The sequence below is a fragment of the Pseudoalteromonas sp. T1lg75 genome, assembly GCF_002964705.1.
Classification (GTDB): Bacteria; Pseudomonadota; Gammaproteobacteria; order Enterobacterales; family Alteromonadaceae; genus Pseudoalteromonas.
Genome location: NZ_PQCD01000019.1, coordinates 22,383 through 44,433, shown reverse-complemented (window position 1 = coordinate 44,433; position 22,051 = coordinate 22,383). Strand labels below are relative to the sequence as shown.

Annotated in this window: 21 protein-coding genes, 1 rRNA gene, 1 pseudogene and 1 riboswitch; of the genes and pseudogenes, 12 read left to right on the top strand and 11 right to left on the bottom strand. The window is 52.2% G+C overall.

The genetic code is table 11. The features are described 5' to 3' along the window. Positions 1-160: 160 nt before the first annotated feature. From rrf to C2M36_RS05345, 10 genes are all read left to right on the top strand, one after another. Positions 161-275 (top strand): 5S ribosomal RNA (gene rrf / locus C2M36_RS05390). A gap of 514 nt (positions 276-789) precedes the next feature. After that, entirely contained in the window at positions 790-1,320 is a 531-nt protein-coding gene (locus tag C2M36_RS05385) for a hypothetical protein (RefSeq protein ID WP_105254047.1), read from the top strand. A 15-nt stretch (positions 1,321-1,335) separates the two neighbouring features. Beyond that, positions 1,336-2,586 carry a hypothetical protein gene (locus C2M36_RS05380; protein ID WP_105254046.1) on the top strand — a complete coding sequence of 417 codons (1,251 nt, stop codon included), beginning with the start codon at positions 1,336-1,338 and terminating at the stop codon, positions 2,584-2,586. A 42-nt stretch (positions 2,587-2,628) separates the two neighbouring features. Then, positions 2,629-4,089 (top strand): hypothetical protein, encoded by a 1,461-nt coding sequence (locus C2M36_RS05375; protein ID WP_105254045.1) that lies wholly within the window; start codon positions 2,629-2,631, stop codon positions 4,087-4,089. A 5-nt stretch (positions 4,090-4,094) separates the two neighbouring features. Continuing rightward, positions 4,095-6,083, top strand: a complete 1,989-nt coding sequence (locus C2M36_RS05370; protein WP_105254044.1) for a PEGA domain-containing protein — start codon at positions 4,095-4,097, stop codon at positions 6,081-6,083. Positions 6,084-6,216: 133 nt separating this feature from the next. Continuing rightward, on the top strand, positions 6,217-6,987 hold the full coding sequence (locus C2M36_RS05365) for a MotA/TolQ/ExbB proton channel family protein (protein WP_105190312.1): 771 nt from the start codon (positions 6,217-6,219) through the stop codon (positions 6,985-6,987). A 5-nt stretch (positions 6,988-6,992) separates the two neighbouring features. Further along, positions 6,993-8,060 (top strand): vWA domain-containing protein, encoded by a 1,068-nt coding sequence (locus C2M36_RS05360; protein WP_105190311.1) that lies wholly within the window; start codon positions 6,993-6,995, stop codon positions 8,058-8,060. Then, positions 8,057-9,001 carry a hypothetical protein gene (locus C2M36_RS05355; RefSeq protein WP_105254043.1) on the top strand — a complete coding sequence of 315 codons (945 nt, stop codon included), beginning with the start codon at positions 8,057-8,059 and terminating at the stop codon, positions 8,999-9,001. Before C2M36_RS05360 ends, C2M36_RS05355 begins: the two co-directional genes overlap by 4 nt. Before the next feature lie 96 nt (positions 9,002-9,097). After that, positions 9,098-9,793, top strand: a complete 696-nt coding sequence (locus C2M36_RS05350) for a DNA-3-methyladenine glycosylase I (protein WP_105254042.1) — start codon at positions 9,098-9,100, stop codon at positions 9,791-9,793. Between the two features lie 8 nt (positions 9,794-9,801). Further along, a complete protein-coding gene (locus C2M36_RS05345; protein WP_105254041.1) occupies positions 9,802-11,232 on the top strand; it encodes a protein adenylyltransferase SelO in 1,431 nt (476 codons plus the stop codon). A gap of 75 nt (positions 11,233-11,307) precedes the next feature. Here C2M36_RS05345 and C2M36_RS05340 read toward each other — a convergent pair. The 9 genes and pseudogenes from C2M36_RS05340 to C2M36_RS05305 form a co-directional block, all read right to left on the bottom strand. Further along, positions 11,308-12,503, bottom strand: a pseudogene (locus tag C2M36_RS05340) (dipeptidase). A gap of 765 nt (positions 12,504-13,268) precedes the next feature. Continuing rightward, positions 13,269-13,922 (bottom strand): 3,4-dihydroxy-2-butanone-4-phosphate synthase, encoded by a 654-nt coding sequence (ribB, locus tag C2M36_RS05335; protein WP_105254040.1) that lies wholly within the window; start codon positions 13,920-13,922, stop codon positions 13,269-13,271. A gap of 106 nt (positions 13,923-14,028) precedes the next feature. Then, positions 14,029-14,248, bottom strand: a riboswitch (FMN riboswitch). 80 nt (positions 14,249-14,328) lie between these two features. After that, a complete protein-coding gene (locus C2M36_RS05330) occupies positions 14,329-15,027 on the bottom strand; it encodes an alpha/beta fold hydrolase (protein WP_105254039.1) in 699 nt (232 codons plus the stop codon). Then, positions 15,024-15,341 (bottom strand): antibiotic biosynthesis monooxygenase family protein, encoded by a 318-nt coding sequence (locus tag C2M36_RS05325; protein WP_105254038.1) that lies wholly within the window; start codon positions 15,339-15,341, stop codon positions 15,024-15,026. The genes C2M36_RS05330 and C2M36_RS05325 overlap by 4 nt, the downstream gene beginning before the upstream one ends. A 118-nt stretch (positions 15,342-15,459) precedes the next feature. Next, entirely contained in the window at positions 15,460-15,723 is a 264-nt protein-coding gene (locus tag C2M36_RS05320; RefSeq protein WP_105213167.1) for a YheU family protein, read from the bottom strand. Next, the gene (locus C2M36_RS05315; protein ID WP_199775682.1) at positions 15,720-16,694 is read right to left on the bottom strand and encodes a hydrolase; all 975 of its coding nucleotides are present in this window, start codon (positions 16,692-16,694) and stop codon (positions 15,720-15,722) included. Before C2M36_RS05315 ends, C2M36_RS05320 begins: the two co-directional genes overlap by 4 nt. A gap of 181 nt (positions 16,695-16,875) precedes the next feature. After that, positions 16,876-17,022: a DUF3149 domain-containing protein gene (locus C2M36_RS16780; RefSeq protein ID WP_158677986.1), complete on the bottom strand. Its 147-nt coding sequence runs from the start codon at positions 17,020-17,022 to the stop codon at positions 16,876-16,878. A gap of 85 nt (positions 17,023-17,107) precedes the next feature. Next, the gene (locus tag C2M36_RS05310) at positions 17,108-17,581 is read right to left on the bottom strand and encodes a TIGR02444 family protein (protein WP_105254037.1); all 474 of its coding nucleotides are present in this window, start codon (positions 17,579-17,581) and stop codon (positions 17,108-17,110) included. Continuing rightward, complete coding sequence (locus tag C2M36_RS05305) at positions 17,568-19,481, bottom strand: ATP-binding cassette domain-containing protein (RefSeq protein WP_105254036.1); 1,914 nt, start codon at positions 19,479-19,481, stop codon at positions 17,568-17,570. The genes C2M36_RS05310 and C2M36_RS05305 overlap by 14 nt, the downstream gene beginning before the upstream one ends. Before the next feature lie 121 nt (positions 19,482-19,602). Here C2M36_RS05305 and C2M36_RS05300 point away from each other — a divergent pair, with 121 nt between their 5' ends. Continuing rightward, positions 19,603-19,803: a YheV family putative zinc ribbon protein gene (locus tag C2M36_RS05300; protein WP_105190300.1), complete on the top strand. Its 201-nt coding sequence runs from the start codon at positions 19,603-19,605 to the stop codon at positions 19,801-19,803. Positions 19,804-19,815: 12 nt separating this feature from the next. Here the strand turns inward: C2M36_RS05300 and C2M36_RS05295 are convergent, their stop codons facing one another. Both C2M36_RS05295 and C2M36_RS05290 read right to left on the bottom strand, forming a co-directional pair. Continuing rightward, entirely contained in the window at positions 19,816-20,031 is a 216-nt protein-coding gene (locus C2M36_RS05295; RefSeq protein ID WP_105200413.1) for a SlyX family protein, read from the bottom strand. Further along, positions 20,028-21,014, bottom strand: coding sequence for a WD40 repeat domain-containing protein (locus C2M36_RS05290; protein ID WP_105254035.1), 987 nt, complete (start codon positions 21,012-21,014; stop codon positions 20,028-20,030). Before C2M36_RS05290 ends, C2M36_RS05295 begins: the two co-directional genes overlap by 4 nt. Positions 21,015-21,211: 197 nt before the next feature. Here C2M36_RS05290 and fkpA point away from each other — a divergent pair, with 197 nt between their 5' ends. After that, on the top strand, positions 21,212-21,964 hold the full coding sequence (fkpA, locus tag C2M36_RS05285) for an FKBP-type peptidyl-prolyl cis-trans isomerase (protein WP_105254048.1): 753 nt from the start codon (positions 21,212-21,214) through the stop codon (positions 21,962-21,964). The last annotated feature ends 87 nt before the right edge of the window (positions 21,965-22,051 follow it).

Here is a 22,051-nt window from a genome sequence, read left to right as displayed (position 1 = left end):
AGCTAACCTGTACTAATTACCCGTGAGGCTTAACCATACAACGCCAAAATGGTGTGAGACTGTTAAGTTAGAAGTTAGAAATTAAAGACTGAAGTAGACATTTACTTATAAAGCTTTCCGAATTAATACTGATTGCGACAGCGATTAGTAACCAACTTTGCTTGGTGACAATAGCGTTCTGGACCCACCTGACCCCATGCCGAACTCAGTAGTGAAACGGAACAGCGCCGATGATAGTGTGGCATTTGCCATGTGAAAGTAGGTCATCACCAGGCTCCTAATTAAAGAAACCCGTTGCAGCAATGCGACGGGTTTTTTGCTTTCTGGCGTTTTACGTTTTTTATTCTAATAGAATTGGTCGCCACAATGCAGCGGCTTTTCTGTGTTTGTAGGTCGGCCTTATCGTCAATATGCCCCTGCATTGCTCTTTTGTCAGACTGAAGTCTGACCTACAAATGATTGCACCGTTGGTGCCAGAACACACGGACCCTCAAGAACATTCCCACAGCTATCTGTAGGCGAGGCTTTAGCCTTGCAGAAGCGGAATATTAAACCCGCTTGGATGTTGACCATAGAAGGCTCTTAAACAGGGCTGTTTTAACAATACCTCCCTGTAGCTTGGTTACATCGATCATCCATGACCTTACCTCAGAAGCTGCGAAGCAGTGCTTCGGTCTTCTTCGCCTAACAAAACCTTACAATGAATTGTTTGCCTTAATAACAGAAAAACCGGTACATATAGGTAATAATTAGGGTAATTCTTCGCCATTTGGCTTAAAGGGAGCACCTATGCCTGTTGTGTTTTTATTCTTCTTACTTGTGTGTTTACCTGTTGCAGCCTCGCAAGCACCAACACAGACGGCTTATGACTGTAGTGCCGTGGAAATAGATGAAATCGATCCGGCCACCTTAACCAAGCAGGAGCGTATTAAACTGATGGAAAATGCCTTGCTGGACTCTGTGAATAAATACAGCACCTGTTTGGATAAGGTACAGCAACAAATGGCTAGTGAGCAGGGCCAAGCCAGCGCATCGGCTCAGGGGCAGGAACAGCAAGACATGCAGGCTCAGGCTCAATCGCAAGGAACTAGTACTAAACAAATAACTCAGGACTTACCCTTATCAACTCAAGATCCGGCCGCTACCAAGGAGCAAGAAAAAATGAAATCCGGCGGCGGCCGGGCGCAGCAGGTGGTTAAGCCCAAGGATAATGATTCGATTATTTGCACTATGCTGTACGAAGAGATCACCAAGGAAACGAACGAAGCGACTAAGCAGGCGTTAATTAAGCAATATGAAGACTACAATTGCACTAAGTAATAGAGGTATCGGCCCATGATATTAAAGAACGCTTATCGACTGGTGACACTGTTATTCATGATTTTCACCCTCAGTGCCTGCCAATCTACGTCTACACGTAATGCGCCACTTGCGGTCGGCCCAAACGCTATCGGGCAAGACACCTATGGCGCGACTAAGGCCATTCCCCAGAGCGATATTTTTCTGGATGTGGCTGTGCCTGTATTTGACCCCGGCCTGCCCATGGACGGCAACAAGGTTGATTACGACGAGCTGGACGAAATGGATATTTGGCCACAACTGCGTCGCGCCGAGGCTAAGCGCTTTGCGGTACAGACCAAACGCGCTATTGCCGCGACCAAGGCTTTTGGCTCGGTGTCGGTGGTACCCGATGCCAATACCAGTGCCGATTTATACGTGCTTGGTACGGTATTGCACTCCGACTCCGAGTTTGTTCGTCTTGAGGTCACCGTGGTCGATAGCAGCGGCGAGCCCATAGATAGCGAGGAGTTTGAACATCAGGTGTCGAAAAGCTATTTCCGCGATGCCTTAAATAAAGGTAAAGACCCGTACCAGCCGGTGTTCGATCAGGTGGCCGACTATGTTTATGGGCTGTTGATGGCTCTGTCCGAGCAAGAAAAGCAAAGGCTGAAAAACACCAGCCTGGTACGTTATGCCCATTATTACTCTCCCGAGGCCTTTAACGATTACCTCGAGGTATCTATCGACCGTAAAAACGGCACCCGTTATTACAAGTATGAGCTTAAGGGTATGCCGGCTACAGACGATGCCATGCTGCAACGCATCCAGGTATTACGTAATCAGGAAATGCTGTTTGTCGATCGCCTGCAGGATCAGTTCGATGCTTTCCAACAAAGTACCGATGACCCGTATCATGAATGGCAGCGTGAAACCTTGCCCGAGGCGGTAAGAGCGAGAGAGGCTCGAGCCGAGCGTAATACTAAGGCCGTGGTCGGTGCCTTGGGCTTTATTGCTGCCTTGGCGTTGGGTAATAACAGTAATTCAACCTCCACCTCGGTAGCAAAAACCGCAGGCGCCCTGGGTAGCGTTTGGTTGTTAAAGGATGCCTATCAAGCCAATCAAAATCTTAGGGTCGCATCGGCGGTGATTGATGAAATGGGTCAAGGTCTGGATTTAACACTAAGCCCGCAGGTGATGGAATTTAACGAGCAGCAAGTTGAATTAAGCGGTACCGCCGCAGAGCAGTACCAACAATGGAAAGCCCATTTAAGGAAGATGTACCATCTTGAAACCAGTGCCAATTAAGCGGGTGCCATTCACCTGGATAGCAAGTACAAGGTATTAATTGTGGGTGATGATAATAAGAAGGTGAGCTTAGATCAGCAGTTGCAGCAACAAACCCTGGTGCGGGGCTCGCAGATCAGAAATTATGTTCTGGTTGCGGCAATAACCCTGGCCTTGGTACTGTTGGCCATTGTTTGGCATGCCGTGAGTAGTGCTCCGGCGACCGAGTCCACGTCGAAGGCCGAGCCGCAAGCAGACAGCGAAATGGCTATAGCCGCTAGGGGCGCCTTGAACGAGGCGTTGCGTGAGCAGGTTCAACAGGCCATTTTAACCTTTGAGCAGCAGCATCAGGCGCTGCTCACTAATGAACAGGTTATTGCCTTTGCCCCCGAGTTACAGCAGCAGACGAGCAGCGCCTTTGACGCAGCCTTGCAGGCCTTTGCGCAGGGTCAGTTTCGCCAGGCTCAGGAGCGTTTACAGCAGAGTGATGGGCTGGCAACACGACTAGCCCGGCAGTGGCAACAAGCAATAGATAGCTGGTATCAACAGGCACTGCTGGCGCTCAACGACCAGCGCCCGCAAGAAGCGCGGCTTTATGTGGATAAGATGCGCGCGCTCAATCAGGCGGATGAGCGCATTGACGAATTGCAGCAACGGATCCAAACGTTTGCACAGCAGCAAAGCCTATGGCGTGATTATCAGGGGGCCGTGGCTGAGCGCGATATCGTCAAACAAGCGGCCCTGTTGGAGCAACTTGTGGCGCTCCAGCCCGAGCGCCAGCAATGGCAGGACAAGCTTAATGTTGCCCAGGAAACCATACGTAAACGGCAAGTTGCCCAGGCGGTCAAAGAGGCGCAGCATGCTTTGGCGCAGCAGAACTTTATCGCAGCCGAACAAGCCATAACGCAATTACAGCGCTTAAACGCCGATGGCGATACCCTGGGTTTACTCCGTGCGCAGCTGAGTAAGCAGCAGCGCCAGCTTAGCACCGAGCGCACCCGAGCCCTGGCATTGAGCGCGAGTGAGCAGCAAGAGTGGCAGCAGGTAGAGAGCTTGGCGCAGCAATACCTGGCGCGTGCGCCCGGCGATAGCACCATTACCCACTTGTTGACCCGTGCCAAACAGGTATTGGCGGCGCAGCGCGTTTTAAGTATCTACACAGCGCGGCCCGAGCGCTTAAGCGACAGTAATATTCGCGCTCAGGCCGAGGCGGCGCTGACTAAGGCCCAGCCCTATGGCTCTTACTCGCGGCAATTGGCAAACAGTATTGAAGAGTTGAACCAACACCTGAGTCACTTTAGCACCCCTATCGCCGTGACCTTGCTCTCCGATGAGCAAACCCAGGTACGCATTTATGGCGGTGACCAGCTTGGTGAGTTTGCCCAAAAGCAAGTGATGCTCTTACCCGGCAGTTATATTCTGGAAGGGCGCAGATCGGGTTATGTCAGTGTGAAATATGAGCTTGAGGTAAGCGCAACGGGGACACCTATTACCCTTACCATAGCGTGCACACAAAGGATTTAGTGTTTATGTCAGAGCTAGATGCGCAATTAAAACAACGACAAAAAAGCAGTCTGCTGCCCTTGTTGATAGCCACCTGCTTGGCGCTGCTCAGTGTGGCGGCCATAGTGATCTATCTGTTTATCGCCAAGGGCCATGCCATTAAGGTATTGCCAGCCGAGGCTCAAGAGCACGCCCAGGTCGAGATTGTCTCCGGCTTCGGCTTTGTCACCGACGAGTTGGTGTATCGCTTTGCCAGCGATGTAAAAATTAAGGTGTCGTCGCCAACCTTCTTTGCCCAGGAGCAAATGCTCACCGACTCAAGCCCAGCAGCCGTTACCCTGGAGCTCAAACCCCGTCCCGGTACTCTGGTTGGCAAGTTTACTCAGCCCTACGGCGAGCAAACCCTTTGGATTGTTGACGGCCGCTTACTGGCCAAGGGAGCCAATATTAGCGAGCCACTGGCCGAAGGCGAGTACCGGCTCGCCATCGAAAACCCCTATTATCAAAACCAGCAACAGACATTGATAGTGGCGCGTACGCAAACGACCGAGGTGGTCGCCGAGTTAACCCCGGTCGACGGAGTCTTAGAACTGGCGTCTATTCCCAGCGGCGCCGAGGTGTATGTCGATGGAAAAAGTATGGGTAAAACGCCACTAAGACAAGCCTTGACGGGAGGTAGTTATGCGCTGGAGCTGCATAAGCCGGGCTATCAGGCGAGTGTTGAGAATGTCGAGATCACCGAGCAGTATCCGAGTGTCACACGTCAATACCAGCTCAAACCCGAGCAAGCCTATTTAGAGATCACCCTGACGCCCGAGGGTGGCAGCCTGTTTATTGACGGGCAAAAGGTGGCACCGGGGCATGTAGCGGTGGATGCCAATACCATGCACAGGGTGCGTTACGACAAACCTGGGTTTTACAGTTTCGACAGCAAGGTGATCTTGCCGCCCAAGGAACAGAAGTTCTATGCCATTACCTTAAAGCCGGAGCAAGGCCAGGTTAGTGTGCGCAGCAATGTAGAGGCCGAGGTGTATATTAATGGCCGCTCGCGCGGTAATACACCGTTAAATAAAACCCTGCCGGCCATCGCCCATGAAATAAAGGTGACGAAACCCGGGTATCGGAGCGTTGTTAAAACTATTACTCCGAGTGCCAAACACGACTCCACCGTGAATGTTACTTTACTGCCGGAGTTTGAAGCCCGTCGTCAAGAAGGCCAGCCCCTATTTGTCTCCACCCTGGGCATGGAATTACAACTATTTAATATGAAGCCATTTTCTATGGGCTCACCGGCCAATGAAGTTGGCCGTCAGCGCAACGAGTTCCAAGTGCGGGTCGATTTTAGCCGGCCGATATGGGTGGCTAAGCACGAAGTTACGGAGGCGCAGTTTCACGCCTTCGATAAGCGGGTGCCGAAATCCCAACTACCGGTAACCAACATCAGTTGGCTGACTGCCGCACAATACTGCAACTGGCTCAGTGAACAAGAAGCCCTTGAACCCTATTACCGTATCGTTAATAACCAGTTTGCGGGTATCAATAAAAAGGCACGGGGCTATCGTTTGCTGAGTGAGGCGGAGTGGGAATGGTTGGCGAAAAAAGCCAAGCGCGCCCGCGCCACCAAGTATGTGTGGGGCGACAGCGAGCGAGTGCCCCGTGACGCCGGTAACTTCGCTGATGTCGGTCTCAAGGGCAAGCAGGCATTTTACTTGAGCGACTATCAGGACAGTCATACAGGCAAGGCGCCGGTAGGCAGTTACCGAGCCGACAAGGCCGGTCTTTATGACTTGGCAGGTAACGTCAGTGAATGGGTATTCGATGTCAGCTCCTATGTCACCCCGGACTTGTCCCGGGTGCACAGCGATTACCTGGGTCCCTCGGGTGGAGGTAACCATATTGCCAAGGGCGGCAACTATCAGTCAGGGCGACTGCAGGATTTACGGGCGGCGCTAAAAATCGTTGCCGACGGCCCCAGTGAAACCATAGGTTTTCGCATCGCCCGCTATGAGAGGTAAGTTATGAAACGTAAAGGCATGTTTTTGATAGTGGCGTTGCTCCTGGTCGGCGCATTAACTTCGGTCGCGATGGCGGCGAAAATCAGTTTGGACTCGCCGGCTACCTTCCCGGTGGATATTTAAGGAGCGCGTTATGCCAACCGACAATACTCGCATGAATTTGCCGCCGCTGGTGTCTATCGGCGTCTTTATCGCCACCGTCGTTGTAGTGCACTTGTTGTATCAAGGCATGATCCGCCCCGCGGCGGAGGCCGCGATTGCCGCCCATGGCAGTGGCGCGACGACTAATATCTGGGTGATCTTAAAAGACGCCGAGCAGCAGGCTTGTATGACCTTGGGGTTGTTCTGTCTGATCCTGATGGGCTACAAGTATTATCGCATTGTTACCAAGGAAGAGCCGGTGTTCACCTATGACTACCTGCGCACTTTTCCCAAGGAGGAAGCGCTGAATGTGGATGACGCCCTGGCATTTTTAGAGGAGGGGGAGAGCGCTAAGAACAGCTCGGTGGCCACCTGGATTAATTGCTTACGCCGCTATAAAAATACCCAAAATGTGCAGCATGCCGCCGATGCCATTCGCGATAGCGTCGAATCTCTGGCGGCGCAGCTGGAGGCGGGTAACGCCACCATTCGTTATTTTATCTGGGCCATTCCCAGCATTGGCTTTGTTGGCACCGTGCGCGGTATCGGTTCGGCCCTGGCCAAGGCCGAGGAGGCGGTGGCCGGTGATATCGCCGGTATGGTGGATAAGCTTGGGGTCGCCTTTAACTCGACCCTGGTTTCGCTGTTGCTTTCTATCCTTTTGATGTATGTGCTTTTTCACCTTAATAACCGCCAGGATGAAATGGTGCTGAAAACCAAGAACAACTGTGAAACCCATTTGTTAACCCATTTGCATAAGTAGCCAAGATGTTGAAGCGGCGCGGCGAACAAGGGTTAAACCTGTCCTTTCTCGATGTCATGGCCTGTGGTTTAGGGGCGGTGTTGATGATCCTGATCGTCATCAAGTTTCAGGCCTCAACCTCGGTGCCCAGTAACGAAATAGAGCGACTGCAGCAAAAGCTCGCCGCCACCGAGGAGCAGGCCAGTGCCTTGCAGCAGGAGCTGGAGGAGGTAGCGCAAGCGCTGGCCGCGGCGCAGGCGCAAAACAGTGACAACGACGAGCGCGTGGCCGCGTTAAAACTTATGCAGCAAGCGGCCAGGCAGGCATTGCAAGACCAACAAGCGGTGGTGGCGCAGTTACAGCAGTCGGTAGCAGCTGCGGCGCCGAAACAGGCGGATGACCCCATTGAGCTAAAGGGTGGTGGCGAGGAGAACTACTTATTGGGTCTCAAGGTTGAAGGCCAGCGCATAGGTATTTTGATCGATCACAGTGCCTCAATGACGGACGAGCAGCTTATTAAGGTGATACGCCGTAAGCTCGGCCCTGCACAGCAAAAGCAACAGGGGCCAAAATGGCAGCGTACCAAGCGGGTAGCGAAATGGTTGCTGGCACGGGTACCAAAGCAGTCGCAGGTAAGCGTGGTCGCTTTTAATTCTAGCGCCCAGGTGCTGGGTAGCAGAGCCATCAACTCGGCCAAGGTGGAGGCCAGCATGCAGGCCTTGGTTAAGGATATTGACGCTCTGGTGCCGGAAAATGGCACCGACCTATATACCGCCCTGAGCACCATCAACAGCACCTTTGCGGATATGGATGCGCTTTACATTATCACCGATGGTTTGCCGACCATGATGTCGGGCGCTCATGGGTTTCGCGAAACAAAACACTGTCAGCCAATAAGCGGTAATATGAAAACCATAGATGGCGATTGTCGTGCCCGAATCCATCAGTTCAGCATCGCCCAAGCCGCCCCCAAGGTACCGACCCACATTGTCTTGCTGCCCTTGGAAGGAGACCCGCTGGCGCCGGCGCTTTACTGGAACTGGGCCAATAACACCGGCGGTTTGATGATCGCCCCGGCGCGGAGCTGGCCATGAAGCGGCGTGAACCGGTAGAAATCTTTAGCCTGTCGTTTTTAGACATTATTTCCTGTGCGTTTGGCGCCGTGGTGATGCTGATCCTGCTGGCTAAAAATGGCGATCAGGGTGAGTTTAATGACGCCAGTCAAATTGCCACCCTGGTTCGAGCCTTGGACGGGGCCGAGCGCAGCGTCCAGCAATTACAGCAGGCCTTGAGCGAGGGTGCGGAGCATTTGGCGGCCGCCGAGGCGCAGGGGGCCAGTAATGCCGAGCAGCAGATGGCCTTGCAGGCGCAACTGGCACGAGCCAAGGATAAGGTGCAGCAGCTGACCGATGCGGCATCCGGTTTGGAGCAAACCCTGGTGGAGCGCCAGCGTGCCGCCATCAATGCTCCGCGTGCCACGGTGCGCGATGACGAGGTGGGCGGTATTCCCGTCGACAGCAATTATGTGGTTTTTATTATCGATACCTCGGGGTCAATGAAAACCATGTGGCCACGGGTGCTGAGAACCATGGACGAGGTGCTAAATAATCATCCCAAGGTACAGGGGTTTCAGGTGCTGTCCGACAATGGAGAGGTGCTGGGTGGGCGCTCCCTGGGTACCTGGCGCAGCGATAGCCGAGCGCAGCGCGCCGGGGTGCTACGTGGCTTACAACAATGGCATGGCAGCTCGAACAGCTCGCCGGTGGAGGGGATAGCCGCCAGCCTCAAGGCCTATGCCCGCTACCAGGGGGACCTCGCGCTTTATGTCTTTGGTGATGACTTTACCGGCACCAGTTACGACGATGCCCTAGCGCAAATTAACCGGCTTAATCGCAGTACCGGCGGTACGCCCATCGCCCGTATTCATGGCATCGCTTTTAAGCGCAATATGGGCGCGTCACCAGATATGGTGAAGTTTTCCACCCTGATGCGTGAGGTGGCACGGCAAAATAACGGCACTTTTATGGGGCTGTAGTTTGATCTTCAGGTGGGCGCATTGGGTATAACCCTTTTTGTCATTGCACAAAGCATGTTTTAATGTCTCCCTCACACTAAAAAGACCCAGCAGCAGATGGAAAAATATCAATCTATTTATCAGCGTGCGCTTGAGCGCAAGGGCTCACAGGCGCAACTGGAAGCCTTACTCAGTAAGCCAAAAACCACCGAGCAATTAAAGCAACTAACCGACGATATCTGGTTAGAAGAGTTCACCCGAAAAATCTTTCAAAGTGGCTTTTATTGGGCGGTGATCAATGCCAAATGGCCGGGCTTTCGCGAGGTGTTCTGGGATTTTAGCGTTGAGAAACTACTGATGATGGCGCCGGAAATGCTGGAGCAGAAGGCCAGCGATGAACGTATCGTGCGCAACTTTAAAAAAGTGCAAACCTTGCCTATTAATTGTCTAATGATCCATGAAGTAGCACAAGAGCATGGCAGCTTTAGAGACTTTGTTGCCCAGTGGCCGAGCGAGGACATTATCGGCCTCTGGCTGTATTTGAAAAAGCACGGAGCCCGCTTAGGTGGCAATACCGGTGCTTTTGCCCTGCGAGCTTTAGGTAAAGACACCTTTATGTTGTCGCGCGATGTGGAAGCCTATTGCCGTGCTAATGAGGTGATCGACGGCGGTCTGCACTCAAAGCGCTCCCTGCAGGCCATACAAGGCATGTTTAATGAGCTGCAGCAGCAAAGTGGCCGCTCCTTAACGGAGCTAAGCCAGCTTATCGCCTTTAGCATTGGCGACAATTATGTTGGTATGCAAACCAACTAAGGATAGCTATGAAGCTAGATAACCCCTATGCCCATATTGGTGCCCTGAGTCACAGCGCCCAGGTGCGTCAGTTTAGTCAGCCGCAGTTGTTGCTGTGGAATAGTGCGTTGGCGAAAACGTTGGGGCTGAGCGAGGACGACACCACTAAAGCCCAGCTTGCCAGTGGTCAGTCTTATCCGGATGCTAATGCCTTGGCTTATGCCGGCCACCAGTTTGGCAATTACGTGCCCTTGCTTGGCGACGGTCGGGCTCATTTGCTTGGTGCCGTCACCGATCCTCAGGGGCTGAGCTGGGATGTGCAATTAAAGGGCTCAGGAGCAACCCAATTTTCCCGCGGTGGCGATGGCCTCTGTGGTATTGGCCCAGCGGTGCGCGAATTTATTATGAGCGAAGCATTGGCGGCATTAAAGGTGCCTACCACGCGCTGTTTAAGTGTAGCGCTGAGCGGCGAGACGGTGATGCGACAACAGCCCAGCGCCGGCGCCATAGTGACGAGGGTGGCCAGCAGCCATATTCGCGTTGGCAGCTTTCAGTTTTTAGCCGCGCAGCAGGATGAGCAAGGCTTGGCCCAGTTGGTGGAGTTAACCATCAAGCGTCATTACCCCGAGCTGGCCGCGCTGAACGGGGATGAGCGCTTGTTGGCACTCTTTAGTGCGGTAATGGATAAGCAAATCGAACTGATTGTGCACTGGCTGCGCATCGGCTTTATTCATGGGGTGATGAATACCGACAATACCCTGGTGAGCGGCGAAACCATAGACTATGGCCCCTGCGCCATGTTGAACGGCTTTGACTTTGGCCGGGTGTTTAGCTCCATCGACCGCACCGGTCGTTATGCCTTTGGCAATCAACCGCAGATCGCCAGTTGGAACCTGGCCCGTTTCGCGGAAACCCTGATTGACCTGTTTAGCGTAGAGCGCGACCAGGCGGTGGCCGAGTTAACCCAGGTGCTTAACACCTTCGGCGACAAGTTTAATGCCGCCCTTAAAGCCATGTGGCTACAAAAACTCGGGCTCCTGGCCGAAGATAACGAGGCTGAGGCGCTGGTGGATGAGCTACTGGGGCTGATGCAACAACAGCAGTTGGATTACACCAATACCTTTGCGGCGCTCACCGCCTATTGCCATCAGGGCACCGAGGTGCCCGAGCCCCTGGCCTCATCCTTGGGAGATTGGCTGGCGCGCTGGCAGGCGCGGATAGCCGGGCACAAGGAGCAAAGCGCGGCGTTGATGAGTGCGGCAAATCCGCAGGTGATCCCCCGCAATCACAGGGTGGAAGAGGTGATCGCCGACTTTGAGCGTCAGGGTCACAGCGACAAGCTGGCGCCGCTGCTGGCGGCCATTCGTAACCCTTATTGCCTTGACCCTGAGCATGTGTATTTACAGCAGCCGCCAGAGCAGGGCGAAGACGATAGTTATCAAACCTTCTGTGGTACCTAGTGGCCATCGTCCTTTGGCGTGACCAATGAAAAAGCCCGGGCAATTGCCCGGGCTTTTTTAGTAAAATGAGAAGGCTTAGTTAGCCTGGGCAAACGCCTCTGCTTGACGCCATACGCGCAGCATATTCTCGCCGAGGATCTTTTTGATATCCGCATCGCTATAGCCACGGTCCAATAAACCTTGTACCAGGTTAGGGTAGCTGGATACGTCTTTAAGGCCCACGGGTAGTGAGTCACCCACACCATCGTAGTCAGAGCCAATGCCCACATGCTCGATGCCGATCAGTTTCACCACGTGGTCGATATGATCTAACACCTGCTCCAGGCTGGCGAATGGGAAGGGGTTCTTCTTCAGGTAGGCCGCCTTAAAGTCGGTGGTGTCTTTGCCCGCTTCTTTGGCCTTATCCTGGGCCTCATCACGACGGTCGTACCAGCTATTAGCCTGCTGGTCACAAAGCTGGAACCGAAGTTAATTTGGATCACACCGCCGTTCTTTTTCAGCGCCAACAGCATGTCGTCATCCATATTGCGCTCAAAACCCGGCGTGTATTTACGTAGCGAGGAGTGTGAGGCAATCACGGGCACCTTAGACAGCTCCATCACCTGATAGAAGGCCGCATCCGAGATATGCGAGACATCGATCAGCATGCCGATATTATTCATCTCGGAGACCAGCTCTTTACCGAATGGGCTTAGGCCCTTCCATTTACGGCGAATATCATAGCTGGAGTCGGAAATATGGTTGCTTTGCGAATGCGCCAAGGTGATATAACGCACGCCACGCTCATAGAAGTGGTGCAGGTTCTTGATCTCGCCTTCGATGGGGGAGCCATTTTCCATACCCATGGCTAGCGACATCACGCCGTCTTTAAATTGCTTTTCCACATCCGCAACCGAGTCGGCAATGGCGAACTTATCGGGGGCGCGATAGGCCAGCGCTTCCATCATATCGATCAGCTGATTGGCCAGTTCATAGCTTTTACCTTTGCCTTCGAATTCCAAGTTGGCTGGAATATAGATAGACATGAAGGGGGCGTTTAAACCACCTTCAATGGCGCGAGGGTAATCGAAATCACCGCGCTCGGTGGCCTTGCTGACGTCATCCCATTTGTTATGAATGCGATAAGGGACATCGATATGGGTATCGATAAGGATGTTTTCTTGCGCCAGTTTAATGGCTTTTTCAGAAGCCTGATGCACTTCCTGTGCGGCAACGCTAAGGCTGCCAAGAGCCAGCGCTAGGGCCGCGCTGAGGGTGGTGAATTTCATAATAGCCGCTCATTGTTATTATTGAATTTGGTGCCCATTGTGGCGAGGTTTTGGGGTTAAAACAAGGAAATAAGACCAATGAGTGCAGGCATGCACTTGGGTGCTTTTTTAGGTCGGCCTTCCTGCCTCTCTTTCTTGAGTCTGATACCTTGGTGTTCTTAATTGGTGGCAGTAGGCGAGGCTTTGGTACTTGTAGGTCAGACTTCAGTCTGACGACCTAATGGATTTTGTTAGATCTTGTCGGGCCGCCGACGCCGGCTTAGAGGAAATGCATCACTTGTGTGCAAGTAATTCGTCCATGAAGCTCAGGCCCTGTCGGCATCCATGCCTCCACCTCCGAGCGCTGCGAAGCAGTGCTTCGGTCACTCGTCGCCCTCTTGAACTCCTAGGGCACCCCCATATTGCATTATTTCCTCATCGCGCTACGAGAACTTAAGGTAACCAGCGCGCACAGGGCGTCCCCCTCCTCGTAGAACTCGTCGCCTTCAAGCGGCGGGAGTGAAATTGTTCACTCCCTAGCTTCCGCTTTCAGCCATGCCCTGGACACGCTGTCGCCTTCAATTCCCCCTCCTCGTATCTCGTTTCGGATGCAATGTAAGGGGGGAGGCTGATAAATCGGGGGTTTAAGGATGGCGTTTTTTATGTTGATAACATATTGAATTCAGGCGTTATCAGACTAGGTAAATAAGGGCAGGGTGTTCTGGTAATTTTCAGAGGAAATGGGTGAGCATTTCCTCTGAGTCGGGTCATTGACCCGACACAACCTAATTAGGCTGCTTGCTCGGTATCCGATTTTAATACCTGTACCAGGTCTTCAATCGTTAACAACACAAGCTGGTGGGCGTGAGCATAGTCGACCAGTGCCTGACCTTTCATCATGCTGCCGTCTTTGTGCATTAGCTCACACAGTACTGCTGCTGGCGAAAGCTTGGCGAGTCGACATAGATCCACGCCACCCTCTGTGTGTCCGCGACGAGTCAGTACGCCGCCGGGGGCGCTGCGCAAAGGAAACACATGCCCCGGCCTTGCAAGATCATCCGCTTTTGCCTCGCTGGCGATGGCGGTGCGTATTGTTTGCACCCTATCGGCAGCGGAGACGCCCGTGGTAACCCCCTCCTTGGCTTCAATGGAGACGGTAAACGCGGTTTTATTTTTACTGCTGTTGTCTGTCACCATGGGGGGAAGCGCAAGGTTATCGGCCGCTTCACCGGTTAGTGCCAGGCAGACAATGCCAGAGCAGTCGTTGATAAGCTGGGCCATGGTTGGTGTACTGATCAGCTCGGCGGCCACGATTAGGTCGCCTTCGTTTTCTCTGTCCGGGTCGTCCATTAAGAGCACGGGTTTGCCTAACGCGAGATCTGCACAGGCGCGCTGAACGCGTTCAAGTGCGGTTGCACCAAAAGGTGTTAAATTGATATTCATAAGAATCTCCTGATTTTGAAAGTCAAAACTCAGGGGAATTAGGAAAGTGACTGGCACAGCAAAAAAGCACCGCCTAGCCAAGCTAAACAGTGTGTTTTTTGTACCAAGTATTCTTCTCCCATCCGGACTTTAAGGGACGCTCGCTGAGTACACGAACCCTGAACCGTCGGCTTCGGATTTACACCGAATCTGCTAGACCTTTACCACGCCAAGGTTACTCTTGGTAAAGCGCTCGCGGGCTGATAACCGTCGTCGCCTTCGTAAATCTGAATACGAGAAAGTTAATTACCGCCGGTGGGGAATTCCACCCCGCCCTGAAGAAACGTGCCATTATCGACACGGCGTGATTCTATCGCTTGGGGAGAAGATTGCAAAGTCCACAAGTATTTTCACGTAAAATTGCGACTCATGCTATTTGCTTATTGATGATTTCAGCGACTTTCCTTGGGCTACTTTGAGCGATGAAGTGTCCCCCTTCAATTTTTTCAATATTCAGCTGTTTGCATAGGCTCTGAAATAGGTAAATAGCGTGCTGAGGAACTAGTTTGTCGTTAGTTGCTTGGATGTAAGTGCAAGGGACAGAAATTACTTGTTTAGGCCCATTTAGCTGGGCGATATTCTTGAGTCTTTGACGAAGTGTCGTGTTGCTCACTCCTTTCAGAGTACTCATAAATAAAGTTGTCAGGATGCTGTCATGATCTTGGTTACCGAACAGAGCCCAATTTAATAGCTTAACAGGAATGATGTTTTTCTTTATCAATGTCAGCGGGGTCAGGTAAGCATATCTGCTTAGGGGAGATGGGCGCTGAAGAAAACTGGCAGCAAAAATAATGTGTTTAATTTTTAAATTTGAATTCTGAGCTAGAGCATAGGCAATGCGCCCTGAGTAGGATTCAGCGAACAGTATCACTTCTTGGTTACCTAGTCGTTCTGCTATTTCATTCGCGACATCCACTTGTTTGGCATCTGAAAATTGATTTAAAGGATATATTTCGTAATCAATGTGTGCTGGTAAATGTTGAACTAGTGGTTCAAACAACTTCCCAGTTCCATCAAGACCGGGTAGCAATATGAGTTTTGGTGTCTTAAAGCCTAATGCACTCACATGCCATAATCCCGTTCGACTTTAGCGATCCGTAATTTAAACGAGGCATACCACTTCTTGCGTCCTAGTTTTTGCGCTGCAAGATGCTCCATATTGTGCTTCCAGTTTTTTATCGATTCCAGATCGGCCCAGTAGGAGACGGTGATGCCCACTTCCTCGCGAGCAGATTCGACGCCTAAAAAGCCGGGCTGTTGCTCGGCCAGCTCCACCATGCGGGTGGCGGTGTCGCCATAGCCTTCATCTATCTCGGTGCGCACCGAGGTAAAAATAACCGTGTAGTAGGGCGGTTCTGGGGTTTGAGCGATTAACGGCATACACATTCCTTGTTGGCTGAGTGGGCTGCTGCTTTGGGTGATCAGCATAACAGCCGCGGGTGAGTTTGGTTAGCGAAAAATGCTGGTAGTGGTACGGGCTGGTATTTGCCAGCCCCGATTAAAACTCATCCCTATCAATGTGATAGTCGCCTTCCTCGGTCTGCATTTGCTTAAACTGCTGGGCGCTCATAATGTTTACTTCTTCATGGAGTTCCGAGTAAACGATCAGCGCCTCGCCGCTTTTTATCAGGCCAAGCACCTGTTCGATTTTCGTAGCCTTGTCCACCTCGGTTTCACCATAGTCGGTGCCTTCGCGAAGAATAAACTGCTCTATGAGGTTGGTAAGTGCTTCTTTACTTAATTCTTGGTAGGGAATGATCATGCGTTTTCTAATTGCTCTAAGAAATATTGGGGGACGGTTTGCTCTAACCAAAATTCCGGTTTAAACCAGCCGCTGCAACTGATAAAGCCCACATGCCCGCCCTTGGCCGATACGCGTAAATCAACGGCGGCGGAGACATCTTCTGGGCGGGGTACCGCCGGGGTTGCCAGCATGGGGTCGTCTTCGGCATGAATTATCAGGGTCGGGGTGGCAATATGTTTCAAATAGGGCTTGGCACTGCTTTTTTGGTAGTAATCCTCGGCGCCGTTAAAACCATGCAGGGGCGCGGTGATCATATCGTCAAACTGCCACAGGTCATTGATGCTGTTGAGCTGCTCGGCACTCATATCAAGCGCACCTTTGAGGTGCGGCAGCTTGCGGGTCATGGACTTTTTCATGCGGCCAAGCAGGTAGTGCTGATAAATTTTGCCCAGGCTTTTGCGGATCACCTGACAGGAGCTGGATAAATCATGAGGGGCGCTGATCACCGCTGCGGCCTTAAGGCCACTGTGCTCGCGCTGCTCACCCAGGTATTTGGCCAGCACGTTGCCGCCGAGTGAAAAGCCGACCGCCGCTAAGGCACGTCCGGGAAAACGTTGCTGCAGGGTGCGGATAAAAAAGCCTAAATCCTGAGTTTCGCCGCTGTGATAGGCGCGGGTTTGTCGGTTTGGTTCGCCGGAGCAGTTGCGAAAATGCATCAGCACCGCATCCAGCCCTGCCGCTTGCAACGCCAGCATCATGCCCTTGGCATAAAAGCTGTCGATATTACCCTCCAGACCATGGAGGATGATCACCAGTGGCTTATCCGGCTGGGCCGGTTGTGCCCAGGCAAGATCGAGAAAGTCGTCATCTTCTGTGGTGATGATTTCGCGGCTGACATTCACCTTAAAACCGGGGCGAAAAAAGCGCGGTAAAATGGTTTGCAGGTGGCGGCCGGGCATCCACCAGGCAGGGGTAAAGTGGTTACTCACTGAATATTTACCAACAAAATCAGAATACATCGCGCACTATAGTAACAAAGTTTGGCGACATGCTCATTTTTATCGCATAAAAATAAAGCCTCCGCTAATGCAAGATTAGAGGAGGCTTTGTGCGTCGTGCTTAATTTGGTTGGTAGCCAAGGGCGTATAAGCTTGGCCCGTGGCGGGGTAATTAGTTTCCTTCAGGAACCTCGGCGTCCATGACTTTCTTCACGAAATAGCCCACATAGAACAAGCAAAGTAAAATCACTACAGTCAGTATGCCGAAAGACATAAACAGCACCGGGTCTGAGAAAAAGTCGCGAAAGAATACTTGCATGATGGCGTCTCCTGTTCCTTTGATATGGCTAGTGTAGGAGAGCCGAGCCGGTGGCAATATGACCTAGATCAAGGTTATTTTAGGGTTAGTCTGTGATTGCGTGCAGAGCTTGATCCAGATCAGCATTTAGCGGCAGTAGGGAGCTGGGTAGATACAAAGCCAGGTTGTTGGCCTTACTCTCAGAGCGTAGCTTCAGGGTGTGACAGGCCTGTACCAACTGCATTTGCTGCTGGCGTTCAAATTGCAGTTCGAGGTCGAGTAACTGCTGGCGCAGTGCCGGGTAGTCGAGCAGTGACCCCTGCTGCGCCTTGACCTCGGCGCGCACCTGGCGCAGGGGTTTAAGGGCAAGCTGGTTAAAGGGCGCTATGGCCGTTTGCAGCGCTTGCAACTGGGAAGAGTCCAGGGCTTGCTGGTGGCAGTCTAAATAGGCCAGCAGCAGGCAGAGATTGACGTTCAGGTCGTACTCGTCCTGCCACTGCAACAGGGCTTTTTGCACCTGGGGGTTGGCGTACACAGTCAGGCTAAAGCGCCAAAACTCTGCGGCGCTAATCTTGCTCATAAAAGGCCTGCTCTTGTTCTTCGAGCTCGCTCATTAGCTCCAGCAATTCTTCTTCCACCTGCTCCTGCTGTTTTGCCGCCTCGGTTTGCTGTGCCAGCAATTGTTTGAGCTTTTCCTTGTGCTGCTCTTCATACAGGCTGTTATCGCTGAGCTGCTGCTCAATCTCGCTTAGCTGTGGGCTGAGCTTGTCGAGCTGCTTCTCCAGCTTCTCGATGGCTTTTTTCAGCGGTTGCACCTGCTTGCGAAACTCGGCTTCCTTACGCTTTTGCTCCTTGCGATTGGCGCTGGAATGGGCCTTATCTTCAGTGCTCTGTGCGGGCTTTTCCGCCTGATTGGCCTTAAGCAGCCATTGGTAATAGGCATCGAGATCATAACCAAACTGGCTCACTTCGCCGCTGTCGACCAGATAGAACTCATCGGCGGTGTTCTTTAACAGGTGGCGGTCGTGCGATACCGTCACCATGGCGCCTTCAAAACCTTGCAATGCCATTACCAGGGCATGACGCATTTCCAAGTCCAGGTGGTTGGTAGGCTCATCCAGTAACAGCAGGTTCGGTTTTTGATAGACCAGCATGGCCAACACCAGGCGGGCTTTCTCGCCGCCGGAGAAAGGCGCCACCGCCTCCAGCGCCTTATCGCCGATAAAGGCAAAGCCGCCAAGGAAGTCGCGCAGCGACTGCTCGCTGGCCTGAGGGTCCAGGCGTTGCAGGTGGGTCACCGGGCTAGCCTCTAAATCCAGGGCTTCCAACTGATGCTGAGCAAAGTAACCCACCTTGAGACCTTGGTGATAAAACACCTCACCGGCCTGCGGTTTGATCTCCTGAGCCAGTAATTTGATCAGTGTGGATTTACCCGCACCGTTGCGACCTAGTAAGGCAATGCGACTGCCCGGTACCAAATTGAGCTTAATGCTGTGCAAAATGGTGGTGTCGCCATAGCCGGCCTGGGCGCCATCAAGGGCGATCAGCGGATTGGGCAGGGCATCGGGCTCGGCAAAGCTAAAGTCGAACGGTGAGTCGACATGGGCTGGGGCCAGCTTTTCCATGCGCTCTAAGGCCTTAACCCGGCTTTGTGCCTGTTTGGCCTTACTGGCCTTGGCCTTAAAGCGGGCGATAAACTTTTCTAAATGGGCAATTTGTTCTTGTTGTTTTACAAATTGCGCCTGATGCTGGGCCAAACGCTCGGCCTTTTGGCGTTCAAACTGGGAGTAATTGCCCTTGTACACATTGATCAACTGCTGATCTATGTGCCAGATTTCACCGACCACGGCATCGAGAAATTCACGGTCGTGCGAGATAAGTACCAGGGTGCCGCTGTAGGCACGTAAGAAGCGCTCGAGCCAGTACACGGCATCGAGATCCAGGTGGTTGGTCGGTTCATCGAGCAACAGCAGATCGGCATCGCGGATCAGCGCCTGCGCCAGGTTAAGACGCATACGCCAGCCCCCGGAAAAGTCACTGACCGGATAATCTATCTGGCTATTGGCAAAGCCTAAACCATGCAGCAGCTCTCCCGCCTTGGCCTCAATGCTGTAACCCTTCATCAATTCCAGCTGCTGGTGCACCCTAGCCTGAGTGTCGCCATCGCCGCTTTGCTCCGCCGCTTTCAGCTCGGTGCGCAGCGCATAATACTGGGGGTGACCCTGCAACACATACTCTAGGGCGCTGATATCCAGCGCCGGAGTTTCCTGCTTAACCGAGGCTATGGACCATTCCTTGGGAATTTTGGCTTCACCGGCATCGAGTTGCAGTTCGCCTTTAAGCAGGGCAAACAGGCTCGATTTACCACAGCCATTACTGCCCACTAAGCCCACTTTATGTTGTGGGAAGAGGGTTGCACTGGCATTTTTTAACAGGCATTTTGGGCCGCGTAAAAGCTCGATGTCGCTGATTTGAATCATAGTTACTGCATGGTGTGAATAATGGCCGATATCATATCATGGAGTCCTTGCCCAAGCGGGAAAGTTTTTATGATAAACTGGCGCTTTAAAGCCGGGTGATTTCGGCCAAGGGGTTGAGAGTATGAAACAGAAAAAGCGTTTTATTGCCGGGGCCAGTTGTCCCGAGTGTCAGCAAATGGATACCATGATGCTGTATAAAGAACACGATGTGGAAAAAGTGCAGTGTGTTGAGTGCGGTCATATCATGACCCAGCCGGAAAACGCCGTACAAGCTTCAACGCGTCAGTTTGAGCAGGTGATCGGCGTCTTTAAACCGGAATAAGCTTAGGGTTGCCTAGTAGTGCGGCGGGGGCGGCTCTTGCTCCTGCGGCATCATTGTCGAACTGCTTTGCACTTCACGGAACTTCTCGCCCAATAGCTCCATTTGACGGCGCATTTTTGCCATCTGCTGCTGGTGTGCCTTAAGCTCATCATTGAGTATATCTATGGTCTCGTCTTGAAACGCCACCTTGGCCTCGAGACTTTCAATACGTGCTTCTAAGTGGTTCATGGGGCTCTCTTAATCTCAAAATATTCAGACAGACCACTGGAACTTTCGGTGATCAGTTGATTTTGTTTGTTAAAGGCAACGGCAAAGACCACCGCCGATTTTGGCTGGCTATTGGCTCTGGCCGCAACCTGATAATCCAACACGCGCTTGCCGCTGCTGATATTCCACAGCGCCACTTCACGGCTCGGTGAGCCGGTAGCGAGCCACTGGCCATCGGCGGAAAAACGTACCGCGCTGAAAATTTTCTGGCGGGCAATATACTGCAAATTACTGTGCTGTGCACCTGTTGTCAGATCCCAAATCGTGGCCTGGCGCTTGCTGCCGGCGCTAAAAGCAAAACGCCCTTGGGGGTCTAAGGCGACCTGAGTGACGCGACTGGCATGATTAAAGCGATACACTACCTGACCGCTGCGGGTATCCCAAAGGTAGGCGCTGTAGTCATTTCCGCCGGTCAGGGCGTAACGACCATTGGGGGACAGCGCCACCGCATTGATCTTTTCCTGATGACCAAGAAACTCCAGCCGGCGCCCGGTTTGTAAATCGATATGTACGGCAACGCCATCGGCACGGCCATACAACACATAGCGCCCCCCCTTGCTTAGGGCGATATCACGAATATGGGATTGGTCTATTTGATAGTAACCCAGGTTCTCGCCACTGTTCATATCCCACAGCGCAAACTGCTCCTTGGTGGCAGTGACCGCCGTGCTGTTATCGGCGGCGATATCCAGAGCGATAACCAGATTCTGTTCATCTTCGCTCAAGTACCATTGGAATTTCAGTGCATTGACTTGATTGTCCCAGGCGGCGACACCATGTTCTACTGTAGACACCAGGCTATAGCGACCGTCCTCTGAAATAGCGGCATCATAGGCGCCGGTAGCGGCATGGGGGTGCTGTTTAACGGTATCGGATTGTTGCGGCTGACAGCCGACAATCAGGCTTAACAAGACCGTAACGAGCAGTGTGCGAATTATTATCATAAATTTGCAAGTGTCCCTTAACTCTGTTGCCTCAAGCAGTTAGACTAGGGTCGCGACTCAAGGTTGTTTTTCTAATTATTTCATTAAAGTAATTAGAAAAACAGCCTCATGCTGGAGTTGGAAAAATAGGCGTTACGCCTAATCAAAATTTAGTTTTGTAACCTTAAAATGGCAACCTTATGTTGCTGGAGATAGATATGAAAAAAACAATTAAACTATCGCTTGTAGCGGCGTCAGTACTAGCCCTTACAGCGTGTAACCAAGAAGCAGCTAAGCAAGAAGTAAAAGAAGTAAAACTAGAAACTGAAGCTCAGCAACAAGCTTATGGTATTGGTGCCTCTGTTGGTACTTTCCTAAACAAAGACCTAGCCGACAAAAAAGAGCTGGGTATCGTTCTTGACCAAGAGCTAATGCTACGTGGTTTTAAAGATGCACTAGCCGGTGAAGCCAAGCTAGACGAAGAGAAAATTCGTGAAGTGCTAACTACTCTTGATGAGTCGGTACGTACTAAGCAGCAAGAGCAAGCGAAAGCGGCTGCAGCTAAGAGCAAAGAAGAAGGTGAGAAATACCTAGCCGATAACGCTAAGAAAGAAGGCGTGACGGTAACTGAGTCTGGTCTACAGTACGAAGTGATCACCGCTGCCGAAGGCGACAAGCCAGCTGAAACAGACACGGTTAAAGTGCACTACAAGGGCACCTTGATCGACGGTACCGAGTTCGACAGCTCATACTCACGCAATGAACCTACCAGCTTCCCGCTTAACCGCGTAATCCCAGGCTGGACCGAAGGTCTTCAACTTATGCCTGTTGGTTCTAAGTACAAGTTCACTATCCCTTCAGAGCTTGCTTACGGCGAACGTGACCTAGGTAAGATCCCTGCTAACTCAACGCTGGTATTCGAAGTTGAGCTGCTTGAGATCGTTAAAGCGGAAAAAACTGACGCTGAGTAATCAGGGTTAGTTTTTGTGCGCTGGCCAGCACCGCCGCGCACAAGCGTAAACGCAAAAAAAAGCCCCGCTCAATGAGCGGGGCTTTTT